This window comes from Trueperella pecoris, assembly GCF_014926385.1.
GTDB lineage: Bacteria > Actinomycetota > Actinomycetes > Actinomycetales > Actinomycetaceae > Trueperella > Trueperella pecoris.
Window position 1 is genome coordinate 628,523 of sequence record NZ_CP053291.1, and the last position, 14,346, is coordinate 642,868.

General features: G+C 58.3%; 17 protein-coding genes and 1 other RNA gene. 14 read left to right on the plus strand and 4 right to left on the minus strand.

Annotation, left to right across the window (positions count from 1 at the left end):
• Nucleotides 1–6 precede the first annotated feature (6 nt).
• The 10 genes from HLG82_RS02960 (at nucleotide 7) to HLG82_RS03005 (ending at nucleotide 7,118) form a co-directional block, all read left to right on the plus strand.
• Nucleotides 7–198: a hypothetical protein gene (locus tag HLG82_RS02960; protein ID WP_193327244.1), complete on the plus strand. Its 192-nt coding sequence runs from the start codon at nucleotides 7–9 to the stop codon at nucleotides 196–198.
• Nucleotides 170–553 (plus strand): hypothetical protein, encoded by a 384-nt coding sequence (locus HLG82_RS02965; protein ID WP_193327245.1) that lies wholly within the window; start codon nucleotides 170–172, stop codon nucleotides 551–553. The genes HLG82_RS02960 and HLG82_RS02965 overlap by 29 nt, the downstream gene beginning before the upstream one ends.
• On the plus strand, nucleotides 537–995 hold the full coding sequence (locus HLG82_RS02970) for a hypothetical protein (protein WP_193327246.1): 459 nt from the start codon (nucleotides 537–539) through the stop codon (nucleotides 993–995). Before HLG82_RS02965 ends, HLG82_RS02970 begins: the two co-directional genes overlap by 17 nt.
• Entirely contained in the window at nucleotides 992–1,483 is a 492-nt protein-coding gene (locus tag HLG82_RS02975) for a hypothetical protein (protein WP_193327247.1), read from the plus strand. The genes HLG82_RS02970 and HLG82_RS02975 overlap by 4 nt, the downstream gene beginning before the upstream one ends.
• A gap of 9 nt (nucleotides 1,484–1,492) precedes the next feature.
• Complete coding sequence (prfB, locus tag HLG82_RS02980) at nucleotides 1,493–2,620, plus strand: peptide chain release factor 2 (protein ID WP_193327248.1); 1,128 nt, start codon at nucleotides 1,493–1,495, stop codon at nucleotides 2,618–2,620.
• 86 nt (nucleotides 2,621–2,706) lie between these two features.
• Complete coding sequence (gene ftsE, locus HLG82_RS02985; protein ID WP_193327249.1) at nucleotides 2,707–3,399, plus strand: cell division ATP-binding protein FtsE; 693 nt, start codon at nucleotides 2,707–2,709, stop codon at nucleotides 3,397–3,399.
• Nucleotides 3,396–4,304, plus strand: coding sequence for a permease-like cell division protein FtsX (gene ftsX, locus HLG82_RS02990; RefSeq protein ID WP_193327250.1), 909 nt, complete (start codon nucleotides 3,396–3,398; stop codon nucleotides 4,302–4,304). Before ftsE ends, ftsX begins: the two co-directional genes overlap by 4 nt.
• 8 nt (nucleotides 4,305–4,312) lie before the next feature.
• Nucleotides 4,313–5,665: a M23 family metallopeptidase gene (locus HLG82_RS02995; protein WP_246462264.1), complete on the plus strand. Its 1,353-nt coding sequence runs from the start codon at nucleotides 4,313–4,315 to the stop codon at nucleotides 5,663–5,665.
• Nucleotides 5,666–5,736: 71 nt separating this feature from the next.
• Nucleotides 5,737–6,270, plus strand: a complete 534-nt coding sequence (smpB, locus tag HLG82_RS03000; RefSeq protein ID WP_193327251.1) for an SsrA-binding protein SmpB — start codon at nucleotides 5,737–5,739, stop codon at nucleotides 6,268–6,270.
• 86 nt (nucleotides 6,271–6,356) lie between these two features.
• Nucleotides 6,357–7,118 (plus strand): HAD-IIA family hydrolase, encoded by a 762-nt coding sequence (locus tag HLG82_RS03005; RefSeq protein WP_193327252.1) that lies wholly within the window; start codon nucleotides 6,357–6,359, stop codon nucleotides 7,116–7,118.
• Nucleotides 7,119–7,176: 58 nt separating this feature from the next.
• Here the strand turns inward: HLG82_RS03005 and HLG82_RS03010 are convergent, their stop codons facing one another.
• A complete protein-coding gene (locus HLG82_RS03010; protein ID WP_193327253.1) occupies nucleotides 7,177–8,304 on the minus strand; it encodes a S66 family peptidase in 1,128 nt (375 codons plus the stop codon).
• A gap of 87 nt (nucleotides 8,305–8,391) precedes the next feature.
• On the opposite strand from HLG82_RS03010, the gene HLG82_RS03015 reads away from it, so the two are divergent.
• Both HLG82_RS03015 and ssrA read left to right on the plus strand, forming a co-directional pair.
• Nucleotides 8,392–8,961, plus strand: coding sequence for a P-loop NTPase family protein (locus tag HLG82_RS03015; protein ID WP_193327254.1), 570 nt, complete (start codon nucleotides 8,392–8,394; stop codon nucleotides 8,959–8,961).
• 80 nt (nucleotides 8,962–9,041) lie between these two features.
• Nucleotides 9,042–9,419: a transfer-messenger RNA gene (ssrA, locus tag HLG82_RS03020) on the plus strand.
• A gap of 431 nt (nucleotides 9,420–9,850) precedes the next feature.
• On the opposite strand, the gene HLG82_RS03025 is transcribed toward ssrA, so the two are convergent.
• Entirely contained in the window at nucleotides 9,851–11,035 is a 1,185-nt protein-coding gene (locus tag HLG82_RS03025) for an MFS transporter (RefSeq protein WP_193327255.1), read from the minus strand.
• A 638-nt stretch (nucleotides 11,036–11,673) separates the two neighbouring features.
• Here HLG82_RS03025 and HLG82_RS10470 point away from each other — a divergent pair.
• Nucleotides 11,674–11,901 carry a ribbon-helix-helix domain-containing protein gene (locus tag HLG82_RS10470; RefSeq protein WP_255313927.1) on the plus strand — a complete coding sequence of 76 codons (228 nt, stop codon included), beginning with the start codon at nucleotides 11,674–11,676 and terminating at the stop codon, nucleotides 11,899–11,901.
• An 80-nt stretch (nucleotides 11,902–11,981) separates the two neighbouring features.
• Here the strand turns inward: HLG82_RS10470 and HLG82_RS10475 are convergent, their stop codons facing one another.
• Both HLG82_RS10475 and HLG82_RS10410 read right to left on the minus strand, forming a co-directional pair.
• Nucleotides 11,982–12,113 carry a hypothetical protein gene (locus tag HLG82_RS10475; protein WP_255313928.1) on the minus strand — a complete coding sequence of 44 codons (132 nt, stop codon included), beginning with the start codon at nucleotides 12,111–12,113 and terminating at the stop codon, nucleotides 11,982–11,984.
• A 72-nt stretch (nucleotides 12,114–12,185) separates the two neighbouring features.
• Nucleotides 12,186–13,664, minus strand: coding sequence for an excinuclease ABC subunit UvrA (locus HLG82_RS10410; protein WP_197550772.1), 1,479 nt, complete (start codon nucleotides 13,662–13,664; stop codon nucleotides 12,186–12,188).
• Nucleotides 13,665–13,767: 103 nt separating this feature from the next.
• On the opposite strand from HLG82_RS10410, the gene HLG82_RS03040 reads away from it, so the two are divergent.
• Nucleotides 13,768–14,295, plus strand: a complete 528-nt coding sequence (locus HLG82_RS03040) for a GNAT family N-acetyltransferase (RefSeq protein ID WP_193327257.1) — start codon at nucleotides 13,768–13,770, stop codon at nucleotides 14,293–14,295.
• The last annotated feature ends 51 nt before the right edge of the window (nucleotides 14,296–14,346 follow it).

A 14,346-nucleotide genomic window follows, 5' to 3' on the forward strand; every position in this document is an offset into this window, starting at 1 on the left:
AATCCCATGAAACGTTACTTCAGCGGCGCTCGTCGCTTCCTATGGCCGGCCCATGAGCGGGACGAGGCTGGCGACGTGCCAGGTTGGGTCATGATTACGCTCATGACCGCCGCCCTCGTTGTGCTCATCTGGGCCGTCGCGGGCCCGGCGCTGACGAACCTGTTCAACAATGCCATTAGCCGCATCCTCAGCATCTGATCGGAACTTCGTCGAGCCCGGCAATGCAACGGTCGGTTTCGTGGCGTCGGTCGGCCTGCTCCTTGCCGTGGTTTACACGATCATTGCGGCGGGTATGAATTGGTATGTTCACGCGATCATCACCGATTCGGCGATGGAGGGTGCACGGGTTGGGGTCGCGAGTGGTTCGACCCACGTTGCGAAGGAGCGTACCCGCGATCTCATCACGACGACGTTGAGCACGGCCTACGCCGAGGACATCGCGGCGCAATTCGTCGGCGCGAGCCTCGAAATAACTGTTCACGCGCCCACGCCCGGCGCGGGATTCCTTGGCTCGCACGTGATTGAGGTGAAGGCCCATGCACAACGCGAGTAAGTTCCGCCCGGGCGGGGCAGGGCCCCATCGACAGTCGGGTGAGGGGGCCGAGGCTGGCAACGCGATCGTCGAGTTTGTTGGCGTGATGGTGGTGGTCATCGTGCCGGCGCTCGTGTTACTTGTTGGTCTCGCGACGACGACGGCCGCTCAGCTTGCCCTCAACGATGCGGCGAGGCAGTCGGTGCGTGCATTTGTGCGCTCGGATAGCGGCCCGCTGGCCGATGCGAGTGCGCGTCAGGCCGCCGAGCAGGCATGGGCAGATCGCGGTTTTACCGAGCACTTGGCTACAGAGGTGGTGTGTGCGTCGCGGCCGTGCCTCACCCCTGGAGCTTCGGTGACCGTCAACGTCGAGGCTGCGATTACCATTCCCGTCCTCGGCGCGGTCAGCATCAAGGCAAGCCAGGCGATGATGGTTGATCTTTACCGGATGGTGCGCCCATGAGCGCAGCTTCTTCTATCGCCACGCCTGCCCTCGCGCCTGCCATCCCGCCCGTCACCACGCCGCGGCAGGCGAGTGACTCGGCTCGCCACCCGCGTGCCGAGAGCGGCAATCTCATCGTGCTCGGGCTGGGACTGTGGGTCGTCGTTGTGTCGCTGATCCTCGTGTTGGCCTCGGCGATTCACATTCATGGCGTGCGCCGGGACCTGCTGAACACCGCGGACTCCCTGGCGCTCGAACTCGCCCAGAGCATCTCGGATGATGCGTACTATTCGGGGTCTAGCCTCGAGCTGAAGCCCGAGCCGCCGAGTGCGGGAACCCTCCTGGTGGATGGGGGAGAAGTTAGCTTCGTGGTGCGAGTCGAGGGGTCGTCCGTCGTCGTCGATCTGACCAGAAATGCTCGCTTGCCCTTCGTCCCTGAGCTGCTCAGCGCGGTGGACGAAGTGGAACTCACCGTCACCTCTACGGCCGAGCTGCGACGGATGCCGTAGACTTCAACCGTGGCCATTGATTATCAGCAAGAACTAGACAACCTCCGCAGGGTCTTTAACCAGATCGAGGCGGTTAGTGACGTCCCCGCCTTGAAGGCGACTATTGCCGACCTCACCGAGAAGTCGGCCGCCCCCGATCTGTGGGACGATCCGGATGCGGCTCAGGCGGTGACGTCGCGGCTTTCCCACGCCCAGGCCGAACTTGATCGTGTGGAAAAGATGGGTCAGCGCGTTGCGGACGCTGAAACGCTGCTCGAGATGGCGGTGGAGGAGTCCACCTCCGATCTTGCTGTCGGCCAGGAGCTTTACGCCGAGCTGGAAAAGGAGATCGAGAAGATCTCTGCGGACCTGTCCGACCTTGAGATTAAGACATTGCTCAGTGGCGAATACGATGAGCGCGACGCCGTCGTCACGATTCGCTCCGGAGCGGGCGGCGTCGATGCGGCAGACTTTGCGCAGATGCTACAGCGCATGTACCTGCGTTGGGCAGAACGTCACGGCTACAAGACGAAGGTGATGGACACGTCCTATGCCGAGGAAGCGGGCATCAAGTCCACGACGTTCGAGGTCTCGGCTCCCTATGCCTACGGCACGCTGTCGGTGGAGGCCGGCACGCACCGCCTGGTGCGCATCTCTCCCTTCGACAATCAGGGACGCCGCCAGACGTCTTTCGCCGCTGTGGAAGTCATTCCTCTGATCGAAACCACAGACTCGATCGAGATCCCCGAAACGGAGCTGAAGATTGACGTTTTCAGGTCCTCGGGGCCGGGCGGGCAGTCGGTGAATACCACGGATTCGGCGGTGCGAATGACGCACATCCCCACGGGGCTGACCGTATCCATGCAGGATGAGAAGTCGCAGATTCAGAATCGCGCCGCGGCGTTGCGAGTTCTTCAGTCCAAGCTGTTGCAAAAGCGCCACGAAGAAGAGCAAGCGAAGAAGAAGGAGCTTGCAGGCGATGTGAAGGCATCATGGGGCGATCAGATGCGTTCCTACGTTCTTCACCCCTATCAGATGGTCAAGGATCTGCGCACCGGACACGAAGTGGGCAACACCGATTCTGTTTTCGATGGCGACCTTGATGGCTTTATCGACGCCGGCATCCGGTGGCGCCAGTCGCAAAAAGAGGCGGAATAACCACGGCTCCGGCGTGCCTTATCTGAAGAAAAATCCGTGACTCCTATGCTTATGGAGACCATGTTTGCAAGGATTTGGCGCGATTTATGATCACTTTTGAAAACGTCACGAAGATCTATCAGCGAGGGGCCGCTCCCGCGCTTGATGACGTGAGCCTAAATATTGACCGCGGGGAGTTCGTCTTCCTTGTAGGTGCTTCCGGTTCGGGTAAGTCCACGATGCTGGCGCTCGTGTTGGCCGAGGAACGGCCGACCTCCGGAAAGGTTCACGTGTTGGGCAAGGACCTGGCGGCAGTGTCCTCGCGGCGTGTACCTTTTCTGCGCCGCCAGATCGGCACGGTCTTCCAAGATTTCCGCTTGTTGCAGGACAAGAACGTTTTCGACAACGTCGCCCTCGCGATGCAGGTGATTGGCAAGCCGCGCCACGCTATCTCGAAGGAAGTGCCGCAGGTCCTCGAGCTCGTGGGCCTTGATGGCAAGGAGAAGCGCCGCATGCATGAGCTCTCCGGCGGCGAAAAGCAGCGTGTGGCGATCGCACGCGCGATGGTGAACCGCCCCGAGTTGCTTCTTGCTGACGAGCCGACGGGCAACCTCGACCACAAGACGGCCTTGGGAATCATGCGTCTGCTCGACCGGATTAATCGCCAGGGGACGACGGTGGTGATGGCCACTCACGACCAGGCGATCGTCAATCAGCTTCGTAAGCGAGTTATTGAGCTTGTGAGCGGAGACGTGGTGCGTGATCAGGACCGCGGCGTCTACGGAGGTAGCCAGGCATGAGGCTTCGTTTCATTTTCAGCCAGGTCTTCAAAGGCCTGCGGGCGAACTTTGCGCTCTCGGCGTCGGTCACCCTCGTGACCTTCGTGTCCCTCATGTTCGTGGGTGCGGCCGTGTTGTTGCAGGATCAGATCGAGTCGGCGAAGAACGACTGGTACGACCGCGTGGAGGTCTCGGCTTTTCTGTGTGCCCCTGACCAAAACACTCCTCAATGTGCGGCAGGCGAGGCCACCCAGGAGCAGATCGATTCTTTGAAGACCTATCTCAATTCACCGGACATGGCCAAGTACGTCGATAAGGTGTACTTCGAGTCGAAGGAAGAGGCCTACACGAATTTCCGTGAATACTTAGCGGGTAGCGCCTGGGTTGATACAGTTGCCCCCGAGCAGATGCAAGCCTCTTTCCGTGTTAAGCTCGTCGATCCCCAAGAGTACGACGTCGTCCGGGAGAGCATCGAGGGGCGCCCCGGCGTCGACACGGTGATCGATCAACGCGAGCAACTCAAACCATTATTTAACATGCTCAACCGCTTCACGCTCATTGCAGGAGCGCTGGCTGGCATCATGATCATCACCGCGTTTTTGCTTATCCCGGCAACGATTCGACTCTCGGCCATGTTCCGCCGCAACGAGACGGAAATTATGCGATTTGTGGGCGCCTCGAACGCGTTTATCCAGGCTCCGTTCATTCTTGAAGGCCTTCTAGCCGCGCTCATCGGCTCCATCGCCGCGATCGCCGCGCTGTGGGTGGCAGTGGCCTACTTCGTCCATGACTGGTTTGCCGGCTCGTGGCTGCGCATCATTACCGGCAACGACGTGCTCATGCTGGCGCCGTGGCTCCTGCTTGGCGCTCTTGTCGTGGCTGGCTTGGCATCGTTCCTCGCGCTGCGCCGCTACACGAGGGTCTAGGAGATCGGATGCGCAAGCTCACATCGGCACTCGCCGCGCTCATGCTCGCCGTTTCTGGAGCGACGATGGTCATCAACTCCGCGCCGGCATTCGCCGACGAGCGCTCGGACCTGGTTGAACAGCAGCAAGAGCACAAGCGCGAGAAGGAGCGGTTGCAGTCCGAGCTGGAGGGCATCGATGTGAGTCTGCAGGATGCCTATCTCAAGCTTGAAGAAACTCGCGGCAAGATCCCCGAGGCTGAGGCCGCGGTGGCCAGCGCGCAGAACGAACTCGCGGCGGCCGTGCGCGAGGCGGAGGCCAACCGGGCGTTGCTCGATGCGGCCCAAGGCGAGCTTGCTGGCATCAAGGACGCTATCGCCGAGAACGTCGCCAATGCTGACGCGACGCGCAAGTCTTTGGGCGAGCTCGCTCGCGCGACCTACCGCGGTGACACGATGCCTTCGACGATGGAGATGCTTGTCGGTTCTGCCACCGCGGAGGACTTCGCCAACGCCTATCGCGCGCAGGCGGCGGTCTCGCGCTCTCATGCGTCGTCGTTGAACGAGTTTCAGCAGCGGGCGGCCCAATCAAAGAATCGCGAGGCGCGTCAGAGCGCTGTCGAGAAACAAATTCAGGACTTGAAGAACAAGGCCGAAGCGTTGGTTGAGACGCAGACCGTGAAGAAGAACGAGGCCGACGCGCGTAAGGCGGAGTTGCTCGAGCTTGAGTCGAGCATCGTTGCCCAGTCGGAAGAGTTTGAGGCGAAGAAGACCGACTACCAGTCCTCGCTTCAAAATATCGAGGCCGAAGGCGAAAAGACGGCCCAGCGCATTGCCGCCATTGACGAAGAGAATCGACGCAAGAAGGAAGCTGCTGAACGTGCGGCACGCGAGGCGGCGGAACGTGCACGTCAGCGCCCAGGAGCTCCCGCGCCGGCGCCGGCGCAAGCCTCGGCAAGCTGGATTCAGCCACCCGTACCCGCCCCGGTTTATGTGACTTCGCCGTGGGGAATGCGTGTCTATCCCTTTGGCGGAACATGGATGCATAACGGCGTTGACTTGCGTTCGCGATGTGGCGAGCCACAGACTGCACCGGCTGACGGCGTCGTCTCCGACGTTGTGCCCGCCGCCGGAAACGGAACCCACGGCAACCAGATATTTATCAACCATGGGGTCGTGGGAGGTAACTCCTACGTGACGGTGACAAATCACCTCTCAGCATTTAATGTCTCCCGTGGTCAAAAAGTGTCGAAAGGTCAGGTCATAGGGTGGACAGGGCAGACGGGCCGCGTCACAGGGTGCCACGTTCATTTCGAGGTGTGGCAGAACGGGCGAGTCATCGATCCCATGACGCTGAGTTCGTTTACTCGCCGCTGGTCATGATGTTGTGCCTGGTCGGGGAACGGACATAGACTAGAGGACCATGCCGCCAGCACTGAAGGGAAGGATGTGTCATGCCGAAAGCTTGGAAGAAGGAAAGCGGTAAGCTGACCCCTGCCCAAAAGGCGAAGGAGGCGGCGGACGCGAAGAAGGTCGTCGCCCGCAATAAGAAGGCTCGCCACGACTATTTCATCGACAAGACGTATGAGGCGGGCCTCGTGCTCGCTGGCACGGAGGTCAAGGCGTTGCGGGCTGGGCGCGCGTCTCTTATGGAGGCGTGGATCGATTTTGATCGGCGTGGGGAGGCTTGGCTCGTGGGTGCCAATATTCCGGTGTGGTCCACCGGTGGCTGGACGAACCACGCCCCCACGCAGAAGCGCAAGCTTCTCCTACATAAGGACGAGCTACGCACGCTGGCCGTGAAGGTCAAGGAAAAGGGCACCACCGTCGTGCCACTCGAGCTCTATTTTGTCCGTGGTCGCGCCAAGATCGAAATCGGCTTGGCTCGTGGCAAGCAGGAATGGGACAAGCGCGAGACGCTTCGCCGCAAGCAAGATCAGCGTGAGGCCGAGCGCGCAGTGTCTGAGGCACGCAAGCGCGCACGTTAACCCTCGAGGGCCCGCCGCGAGTGGCACGATCGTGCATGTTGGCGGAATGTGGCACGCAGGAGCGCTATTCATGGTTTGCTTGAGGTATGAGTGCATGGCTGATTGATATGGATGGCGTCCTCGTACACGAGGGCATGGCGCTTGATGGTGCGAAGGAATTTTTGGAGCGCCTTGACGAACGCGACATCCCGCACCTGATCTTGACGAATAATTCGATTTTTACGACGCGCGACCTGTCGGCTCGCCTTGCCTCTTCCGGCCTCGAGGTGCCTGCAGAGCGTATCTGGACGTCGGCGCTTGCGACGGCGAAGTTCTTAGCTGATCAGAGCGAAGATCGGCGGGCATTTGTGATCGGCGAGGCCGGATTGACGACGGCCTTGTACGAGGAGGGCTTCGTGATGACGTCGTCGGATCCGGAGTTCGTGGTGCTGGGTGAGACTCGCACATATTCGTTTGAGATGCTGACCACGGGTATTCGGCTTATCCAAGGAGGCGCGCGGTTTATTGCGACTAATCCTGATGCGACCGGCCCCTCTGCCGACGGCGACATCCCGGCCACGGGCGCTGTCGCGGCCATGATTGAGAAGGCGACTGGCCGCCGGCCGTTCTTTGTGGGCAAGCCCAACCCGGTCATGTTGCGTAACGGGTTGAACAAGATCGGGGCCCATTCGGAGGATACCTCGATCGTGGGCGACCGCATGGACACCGACATTCAGGCGGGTGTGGAGACCGGTCTGCAGACGCATTTGGTGCTCACCGGTTCGACGAAGCGCGAGGACATCGTGAAGTTCCCCTATCGCCCTGACCACGTGCACGAGTCGATCGCGGACGTGATCGACTTTATTTAACGACGCCGTCTGGCCCGTTCTACTGAAGCCTAGCGGGCGCTCGGTGTGAGGTGGCGCCCTATGCTAGGTGAGTGTCCTTTGCGAGGTGAGTGTTGGGCGCGGGTCGGGTTTGTGGCGTCGTGGGTGTGTATCGCTCGGCGTGCGGGAAGTGCGCGGTTACTGTCTCGGCTACCGGATCGAGTGTCACTTCGCCGCCATAGGGAAGGATGAGCTGCGGGCGCGTGTGGCCGAAGGGCAGGTTGAGACAAACCGGTAGGTCACGGCGGTAGAGGGAGAGGTTTGCCAGTAGATATTCGGTGTAGGAGTCGTGTCGGGATCGAAGCGCCTCTGCAGGTGCGGGCGCGTCGCGGTCGTCCACGACCGGCCGTGCAAAAATGAGACCTGCCGCCGCGTCGAGGTAGCCACGTTCTCCGAAGGCTCGGATCCACCTGCCCACGGTGTCGGCGGGAGGAATGAGCTCCGAGGTTTCAAGGATGAGGATCGCCCCTTCGAGGTCGGCCGCGGGCGGCAGGCGGTCGGCGATCGCTAGCTGATCGAGCACCTCGAGGCAGCCGCCCCACGTGTGCCCAGTGACGGCGTCGTCACTGCCAAGAAATTCCACCGGGAGCGCGGGCCCGCGCGGTGAGTCTTCCGTGAGTGCCTCGGGCATGGACCAGTCGAAGCCGAAATCTTGAGAGTCGGTGGTGGTGGGCATGAGGGTATCTCCCCAGCCGAAAAGTGCCGCGCGGAGCGTGACGAGGTGTTCGGCGTCGACGAGCGGACCGGGGCCAAAATGTACCTGTGTGGCGCCGCCGTGGTAGGCGGACACGCCGTTGATCCACAGCCAGTTGAGGATGTTGGTGTTGTCCGAATAGCCGAAGAACGGCTTAGGATCGGCCTGGGGGAGAGCGGGGTCGAGGAGCCTGGTCAGGCGGATTTGGTCATCGCCGCCGACGCTCGTGAGGATTGCCCGGATGCTCGGATCAGCGAAGGCTGCGTTGACGTCGGCTGCGCGCTCTTCTAGGCTGGCGTTCATTTTTCGGGTGGTCGGGTATTCGATCACCTCGACGTCGAGGAGCCGCTCGAGGCGCTCAACAGCCTGCGCATGAATCTCCGGGAAATACGCCGGAGCTGCCCAGGCGGGGGACAGCAGCGCGACCTTGTCGCCGGGATTGATCGTCTTCGGAGCCAGCATCTTTTTACCCATGCTGTGATAGTACCCTTCATGGTAGTGAAAACACGGATGGCGCTGGGAACGGACTGCGCTTTCACTGTGCGGAGGGGGAAAGAAATAATGCCGCGGGCTACCTTCGACGACGTCGTCCGCGCGCGCCGCGTCCTCTTCTACGGTGTTACGGGCTCCGGGAAATCCACGGCAGCAAGTCGATTTGGGCGGGCGAGCGGTCTTCCGGTTGTCCTGGTGGACGACGCCGTCGGGTGGCTTCCAGCCGATGTGGCGCCGTGGACTAACAGGGACGATGAGTCCATGCGGGCCATCGCTACTGAGCTGGCGGCGACCGAGGAGTGGGTATTTGATTCGGCCTACCAACAATTCCGCGATGTTGTGTTCGAACGCGCACAGGTCATGATCGCGCTCGATTATCCACGTTGGTTGTCTCTCTGGCGGCTTGTGCGCCGCACATGGCGGCGTGCGGTCGATGGTCTTGAGGTCTGCAACGGTAATCGTGAAAACTGGAAGCAGGTGTTGAGCCGGGACTCGATCCTTCGATGGCACTTTCACTCCTTTGCTTCCAAGCGTGCCAGGATGCGCGAGATGGAAGTGGCATCCACCGGGCTTGCCGTGTTACGCCTGACCCATCCGCGCCAGCTTGAAGAACTTATCGGCGTTTTCTCGCGGCTGTGACGACGGGAATAGACGCGGGCGGCGTCGTCGTTATAAGGTATATCCAAGCCTTCGGGCCTTGTTGTTTAACAACTCAATACGGGGATGATCGGTTTCGACGGCGATGACTGCCGAAGGGAAGCGGGTAGAGGATGCAGAGTCATCTCTTAAACGACTCTCTGCAAACAATAACTGCCAACAAGCAGAAGTCTGACTTCGCCCTCGCTGCCTAAGCGCGAGCGCATTTAAAGAAGTCCGTCAGCCTCACGGTGCTTTCACGTGAGAGTTCTGGCGTCGTTTTTGAAAGCCACTGGATCGGCACTGAGTTACCGGGTGACGATCAACTTTAGGTAACTATGTTCGTCAGCAACTTGTCTGCGTGAGTGCTGGAGCTGAAAACAACGCAAAGCAGACTGCACCCGGAGAAGTCTTGGGTTTTGCATCGTCGGACGGGAGTTCAATTCTCCCCATCTCCACCATTTGCACTCGACTTTTGATACAAAGATTTGAGTACGATCTGAACCCCTTGGGTTCCGCGTTTTGCCTGGTATTTCGCGGGATTCGAGGGGTTCAGTGTTTCTCGGGTGGGGGTGGTCATCGGGCTGGTGGCGGCTTCCTAGGGACAGATACTGGCGGGAATACCGGCGCGCGAGGCTCAAACTGGGAAACCGTCAAAAGGTATAGGCATCCGTCAAAAAGTATGGGCAATCGTCAAAAGGTTCAGGGCTGCCGTCAAAAAGTATCGGGGTTTGCGTCAAAATGTTTAGGAGCGGACCTCGAAAAGATTCATATCTCAGAAGGTGCACCTTCAATCGCACATCTGCGAGTGGTTGTCTGGCACGATTCGAGGCTGCCCCTCCTGGAGGGCACGCTGAACAACTCTTACGCGCAGGTACCGTCAGAAAGTCTTCTAGTTCCCATAATTCGCCTTGTTCGTGCACTTTGTCGAAAATGCGAGAAATGCTACCCCAAATGTAAAGATTGCAGTGGCGAAGATGGTGGTCGCGGGTAGAATGCCGAATGTGCCCCACAAATACCCATATGCAGCATTGGCGACGATTGATGTGAGAATGGTCACCGTTGATAGTGTTGAAAACATGCTATTGCGGTTTTCGTCTGTGAAATGCATTTGTTGGAGTGCTCCGAAACCTACGGTAGCTATTCCGAAGCCGAACTCGGCTACTATGAAGCCCATTATTCTACCTGAGTGCAATAATGTCGCGCCAAACAATCCGAATGCAACAAGGAAGACTCCGAGAGTGAAAACTGTTCTGTGCGACATTCGTTCGAACAAGACTCTTGTAATCTGGGATCCGGCTAGCGCACCGAGACTAAGCGCCAGAAGGATTAGGCCATTCATCTGAACATTGCCTTCGGAGGATAAAATCGGCTGCCAAGCTATGACGATGCCGACAGAACTGAATCCTACGAGGATGCTCCCAAATATAAGTGGCAATGTTTGCTTATCTAGAATCCAAAGGAAGGAATTCCTCAAAGTAGTTGTTATTCGTGAGCGTGATCTGGAATGGGTTTCCTCGAACATGCCAAAACAGACTACTGAGAGGAAGATGAGGCCGATGCCCGCAGCCAATATTATGGTAGTGGGATCCCAAACGCTGCCAAGACTCCAGACTAAAATGGCAGCAATTGCTGACATTAGCCATTTCGCATTTTGAGTTAGCCGTGAAAGTTGCTCAAAAAGCTTTTGGCGGTCAGACTCTCCTGCCGAGGACACGAGTAATGGTGCGAAAGTTCCGGATTGCAACGCCATGCCTGAGGTCCAAAAAGCTAAGGACAGTCCGATTGAAATTATCATTGTTGAGTACGCAAGCAATAATAAACTCGCTCCCCAGATTACTAGTCCTGCTACAAGAAATTTACGATGGCCGAATCTATCGGCAAGTGCTCCGCTTGGTGCTTCTATCAGAAGTGAAAGTGCAGAGCTTATTCCAAATAAACTTCCGATTTGGATTGGCGATAGTCCTTTATTGAGAAGAACCACGATGTAGACTGAGCCAAATAAAAAATCGAAGAGCGTCAACAAGCCGTAAGCTATCGTAATTCTTCTCAAGACCGATTTTTCGTTGAATTGCAATAGTGTCACTTTCCCCGATTCCGCTTATTGCAAGCGTCTTGAGGATACCTTACACGCATGTGTGTGAGATTACACATGGTTGGTACGCATTAGCAGTATCTGCTCAAACCTCTGACGGCTAGGAATATAGGGTGCTGTAAGCCGCTCGGCCAGGAGAGCGTTAGGAAAACCGTGCATGTAGAGTGTGCTGCTAGGAAGTTTGGGTTTTCCCTGCAGAAGAAATCTAGCAACCTGGCGTTTCGACCATCTGTATAGAGGGATTTTTATGTCAGTAATAGATCTTGAAGATCTTACCCTGGTTAATAAGCGCTCCTGGCTCGAATTATTTTGAGCAAAACGTAGATAGAAGGGCGCTTGCCTCCACCTGCTCAGAGTTTTCACTCACCTGACGCGGTTTTGCCCCCGTTGCCTTATTGATGAGCCCTGTATTGAAAGTCATGTGGTAGGTTCCAGGGGTCAATGCACTACTTTTTGGAGTGTGTTGAATGGTTGGTAGATCGCCGATTCGGCCTTATTCGCAGTCGTTTCGTGATCATGCGGTGGCCTTGGTTGCTTCTGGGCGTTCGTGTGCAAGTGTTGCTCGTGAGTTGAAGGTTAATTGTCACTCGGTTCAGGTCTGGGCTCGTGGGGCGGGTTTAGTGTTGGTCCGTGGGCAGGGTGGGCCGGCGCAGGCTCGTGAGGCTGAAGATGGTTACGACGCCGCACTGCTGAAGAAGCGCGGACGCGGGCGTCCTGGTCGTGGTGCGCAGCCGAGCCAGGTTGTGGCGGTTCGCTTCACGCCTGAAGAGATTGCTGAGTTGGATCGGCGGGCGCAGTCGCGGGAGATGTCGCGCTCGGAGCTGATTCGAGAAGCGGCCTTGTTGTGAGTGTGAAGCTCCATGCTTCCGCACGCAAGCATCAGGCCAATCAGGGTCTGACAGACGACGGGATTATTCTCGCTGCCGGGTTACCACTGTGGGTAGAGCCTCTCGATGAGGAGAATCCACAGCGCGAACTCAGGCTCGGCTTTGATGATGCTGGCAGGTTGTTGGAGACCGTTGTTCTCATCTTTGATAGCGGCAATGAACTGATGATCCATGCCGTGAAGGCTAGGCCGCAATACATCGCACTTTTGCCATAACGTCCAGTTTTCACGCGATTCCTTGTCCCCTCATTTCGTTAGTCGAATGTGAGAAGAGAATAGCGCCTTTTGGAGCCAGCTCCCGGTTAGAGAGGATGGGCAGTCAGCTAGTCCTCGCGGCGTTCCCGCGAAGACTACTGTCCCGCCTTGGGCACCCGCTCCGGGGCCGATATCGATGTTGTCGTCGGCCTGGGCGATGGCCTCTAGGTTATGGTCTATGGCGATGACGGTCACGCCCTTTGTGGTGAGGTGGCGCAGGAAGCGCATCATCTGCTCCACATCTTTGGGGTGCAATCCGGTAGTGATTTCGTCTAGGACCAACACATTTTTCTGATCCCACTGGTGTTCTTTGAAGAAGCGGACGAGTTTGATCCGCTGGAGCTCACCGCCTGAAAGCGTGTCGAGTGTTCGTCCCAAGGTGAGGTACCCCAGGCCGGCTCGCTGAAGCAAGAATATGACAATGAGCACCTCATCCTGGTCGGCATATAGCTCACCGACCCGATCCAAGCCACTGTCGAGGACGTCCGCGATCGTGAGGCCACGCGAACCGTATGGCAGCAGGACCGCCATAGTGGTTTCGTTGAATCTCCTGCCGCCGCACCGCTCGCATCGTGTCTGCACGTCATCCATGAAGGCCATGTCTATGCGCGTTGTGCCCCGCCCCTTACACAATGAGCAGGCGCCTTTCCCGTTCGCGCTGAACCAGCTGGCACTCAGACCAGAGATTCTGGAAAAGGCCCCGCGTATCGGGGTGTCGAGTCCCAAGACGGTCAATAGCGAGGAACGGCTGGATGCAGCCAGCGGCATTTGATCGATGACAGCGACTTCGGGGTGCTGCTTTGCCAAGACGGAGGCAAGTGAGCTCTTGCCCGAACCGGCGACGCCGGATATGACAGTGAGCGCGCCGACCGGAAAGCTCACGGAAACGTCTTTGAGGTTGTTGTAGGAGGCGGAGTTGCCGATTAGGACGGCGGTGACGAGCATCTTGCGACGTTCCAGGTCTTCGAGGTCGAGGTCGTGGATCTCGGCGAGGCTGAGGATGTAAAAGACGGACGCTTCGAGATAGGTGACGAGATCAATCATTGCGGCTGAGGTTTGGACGACTCCGTTGGGAATGACGGCCGTAGTTCCCGCGCCGGCGCCGGATGCGGTCACTGCACCTAGATACCACTTGTTGATATAGGAGATGAGGTCTTGGGGAGTCTTGTCTGGGTGGACGCGGCGTAGCCGGGCAATGTTCTCCTTGGCCCGTGGTTGCTGGATGATGAGGGCTTTTTCGAAACTTGTGCAGATGAGGGCGCGCGGATCTACCTTGGTCAGACTCTGCGTGATAGAGATTCTATATGGCACGCCGCGTATCATGCGCAGACAATGCTGCCACTTAGACCGTAGCTCGGTGGGCCAGCCCTCGACCGCGATCCGCGTCCCGTCCTTGATCGCGGCGGTGGTGTTGCCGTCTGGGGTGATGTGCTGGCAGAGGACGTGGTAGGTGGTGGGGCGAACTCGCAAGCCATGTCGAGTCCGGTGAGGGTGTGTATAGCTCAAGCGGCGACGCCGTAGTCAGCTTGGCCTTAGCCGCTCGACTCCGTTCACCAGTGGTAAGATTCGGCGCATGCACGTATCCACGCTTCGCACTGCTACGGCCGATGACACGTCTGCGATGGTTGATTTCGAGGAGATTTGTTGGCGTTGGGCGTATCGCGAGATACTGCCGCAAAATTTCCTCGACTGCCTCTTTGCTCCCGCGTCGAAAGTCGCAATCGCTGGCTACTGGAGAAACATCATCAACAGTGGCGATCCGTTCTGGCTAGCTGAAAACACCACATCGTCAGACTCTCGTGCTTCACGGATCGTCGGGATTGGACTTGCTAACGCTTCACGTGATGACGAGGCTCCCGCTCCCAGTGAACTTTCAGTTCTTTACGTGCATCCCGAGCATCAGCGCCAGGGCATCGGTACGGCACTGCTAGATGCGTGCCTCGGCGATGAATCCGCCTACGTCTGGGTGATCAAGAATAACCTAATCGGCGAAGCCTTTTACCATTCGCATGGCTTTGAACAAGACGGCGTTCAGCGGCTTTTCGACGATGCCACGCCCGGTTGCCATGAAGTGCGAATGGTACGGGCTAGGCCGGAATAGCAAGGGAATCATCTTGCGAACGGGGAAGCATGCCGAATCCATTTGCACCAT

Excerpts from the sequence above, each read along its gene's own strand:
- HLG82_RS02960 (WP_193327244.1), top strand. The coding sequence starts at position 7 with ATGAAACGTTACTTCAGCGGCGCTCGTCGCTTCCTATGGCCGGCCCAT.
- HLG82_RS02965 (WP_193327245.1), top strand. The coding sequence starts at position 170 with ATGCCATTAGCCGCATCCTCAGCATCTGATCGGAACTTCGTCGAGCCC.
- HLG82_RS02970 (WP_193327246.1), top strand. The coding sequence starts at position 537 with ATGCACAACGCGAGTAAGTTCCGCCCGGGCGGGGCAGGGCCCCATCGA.
- HLG82_RS02975 (WP_193327247.1), top strand. The coding sequence starts at position 992 with ATGAGCGCAGCTTCTTCTATCGCCACGCCTGCCCTCGCGCCTGCCATC.
- ftsE (WP_193327249.1), top strand. The coding sequence starts at position 2,707 with ATGATCACTTTTGAAAACGTCACGAAGATCTATCAGCGAGGGGCCGCT.
- ftsX (WP_193327250.1), top strand. The coding sequence starts at position 3,396 with ATGAGGCTTCGTTTCATTTTCAGCCAGGTCTTCAAAGGCCTGCGGGCG.
- HLG82_RS02995 (WP_246462264.1), top strand. The coding sequence starts at position 4,313 with ATGCGCAAGCTCACATCGGCACTCGCCGCGCTCATGCTCGCCGTTTCT.
- smpB (WP_193327251.1), top strand. The coding sequence starts at position 5,737 with ATGCCGAAAGCTTGGAAGAAGGAAAGCGGTAAGCTGACCCCTGCCCAA.
- HLG82_RS03005 (WP_193327252.1), top strand. The coding sequence starts at position 6,357 with ATGAGTGCATGGCTGATTGATATGGATGGCGTCCTCGTACACGAGGGC.
- HLG82_RS03010 (WP_193327253.1), bottom strand. The coding sequence starts at position 8,304 with ATGGGTAAAAAGATGCTGGCTCCGAAGACGATCAATCCCGGCGACAAG.
- HLG82_RS03015 (WP_193327254.1), top strand. The coding sequence starts at position 8,392 with ATGCCGCGGGCTACCTTCGACGACGTCGTCCGCGCGCGCCGCGTCCTC.
- HLG82_RS10475 (WP_255313928.1), bottom strand. The coding sequence starts at position 12,113 with ATGGATCATCAGTTCATTGCCGCTATCAAAGATGAGAACAACGGTCTC.
- HLG82_RS03040 (WP_193327257.1), top strand. The coding sequence starts at position 13,768 with ATGCACGTATCCACGCTTCGCACTGCTACGGCCGATGACACGTCTGCG.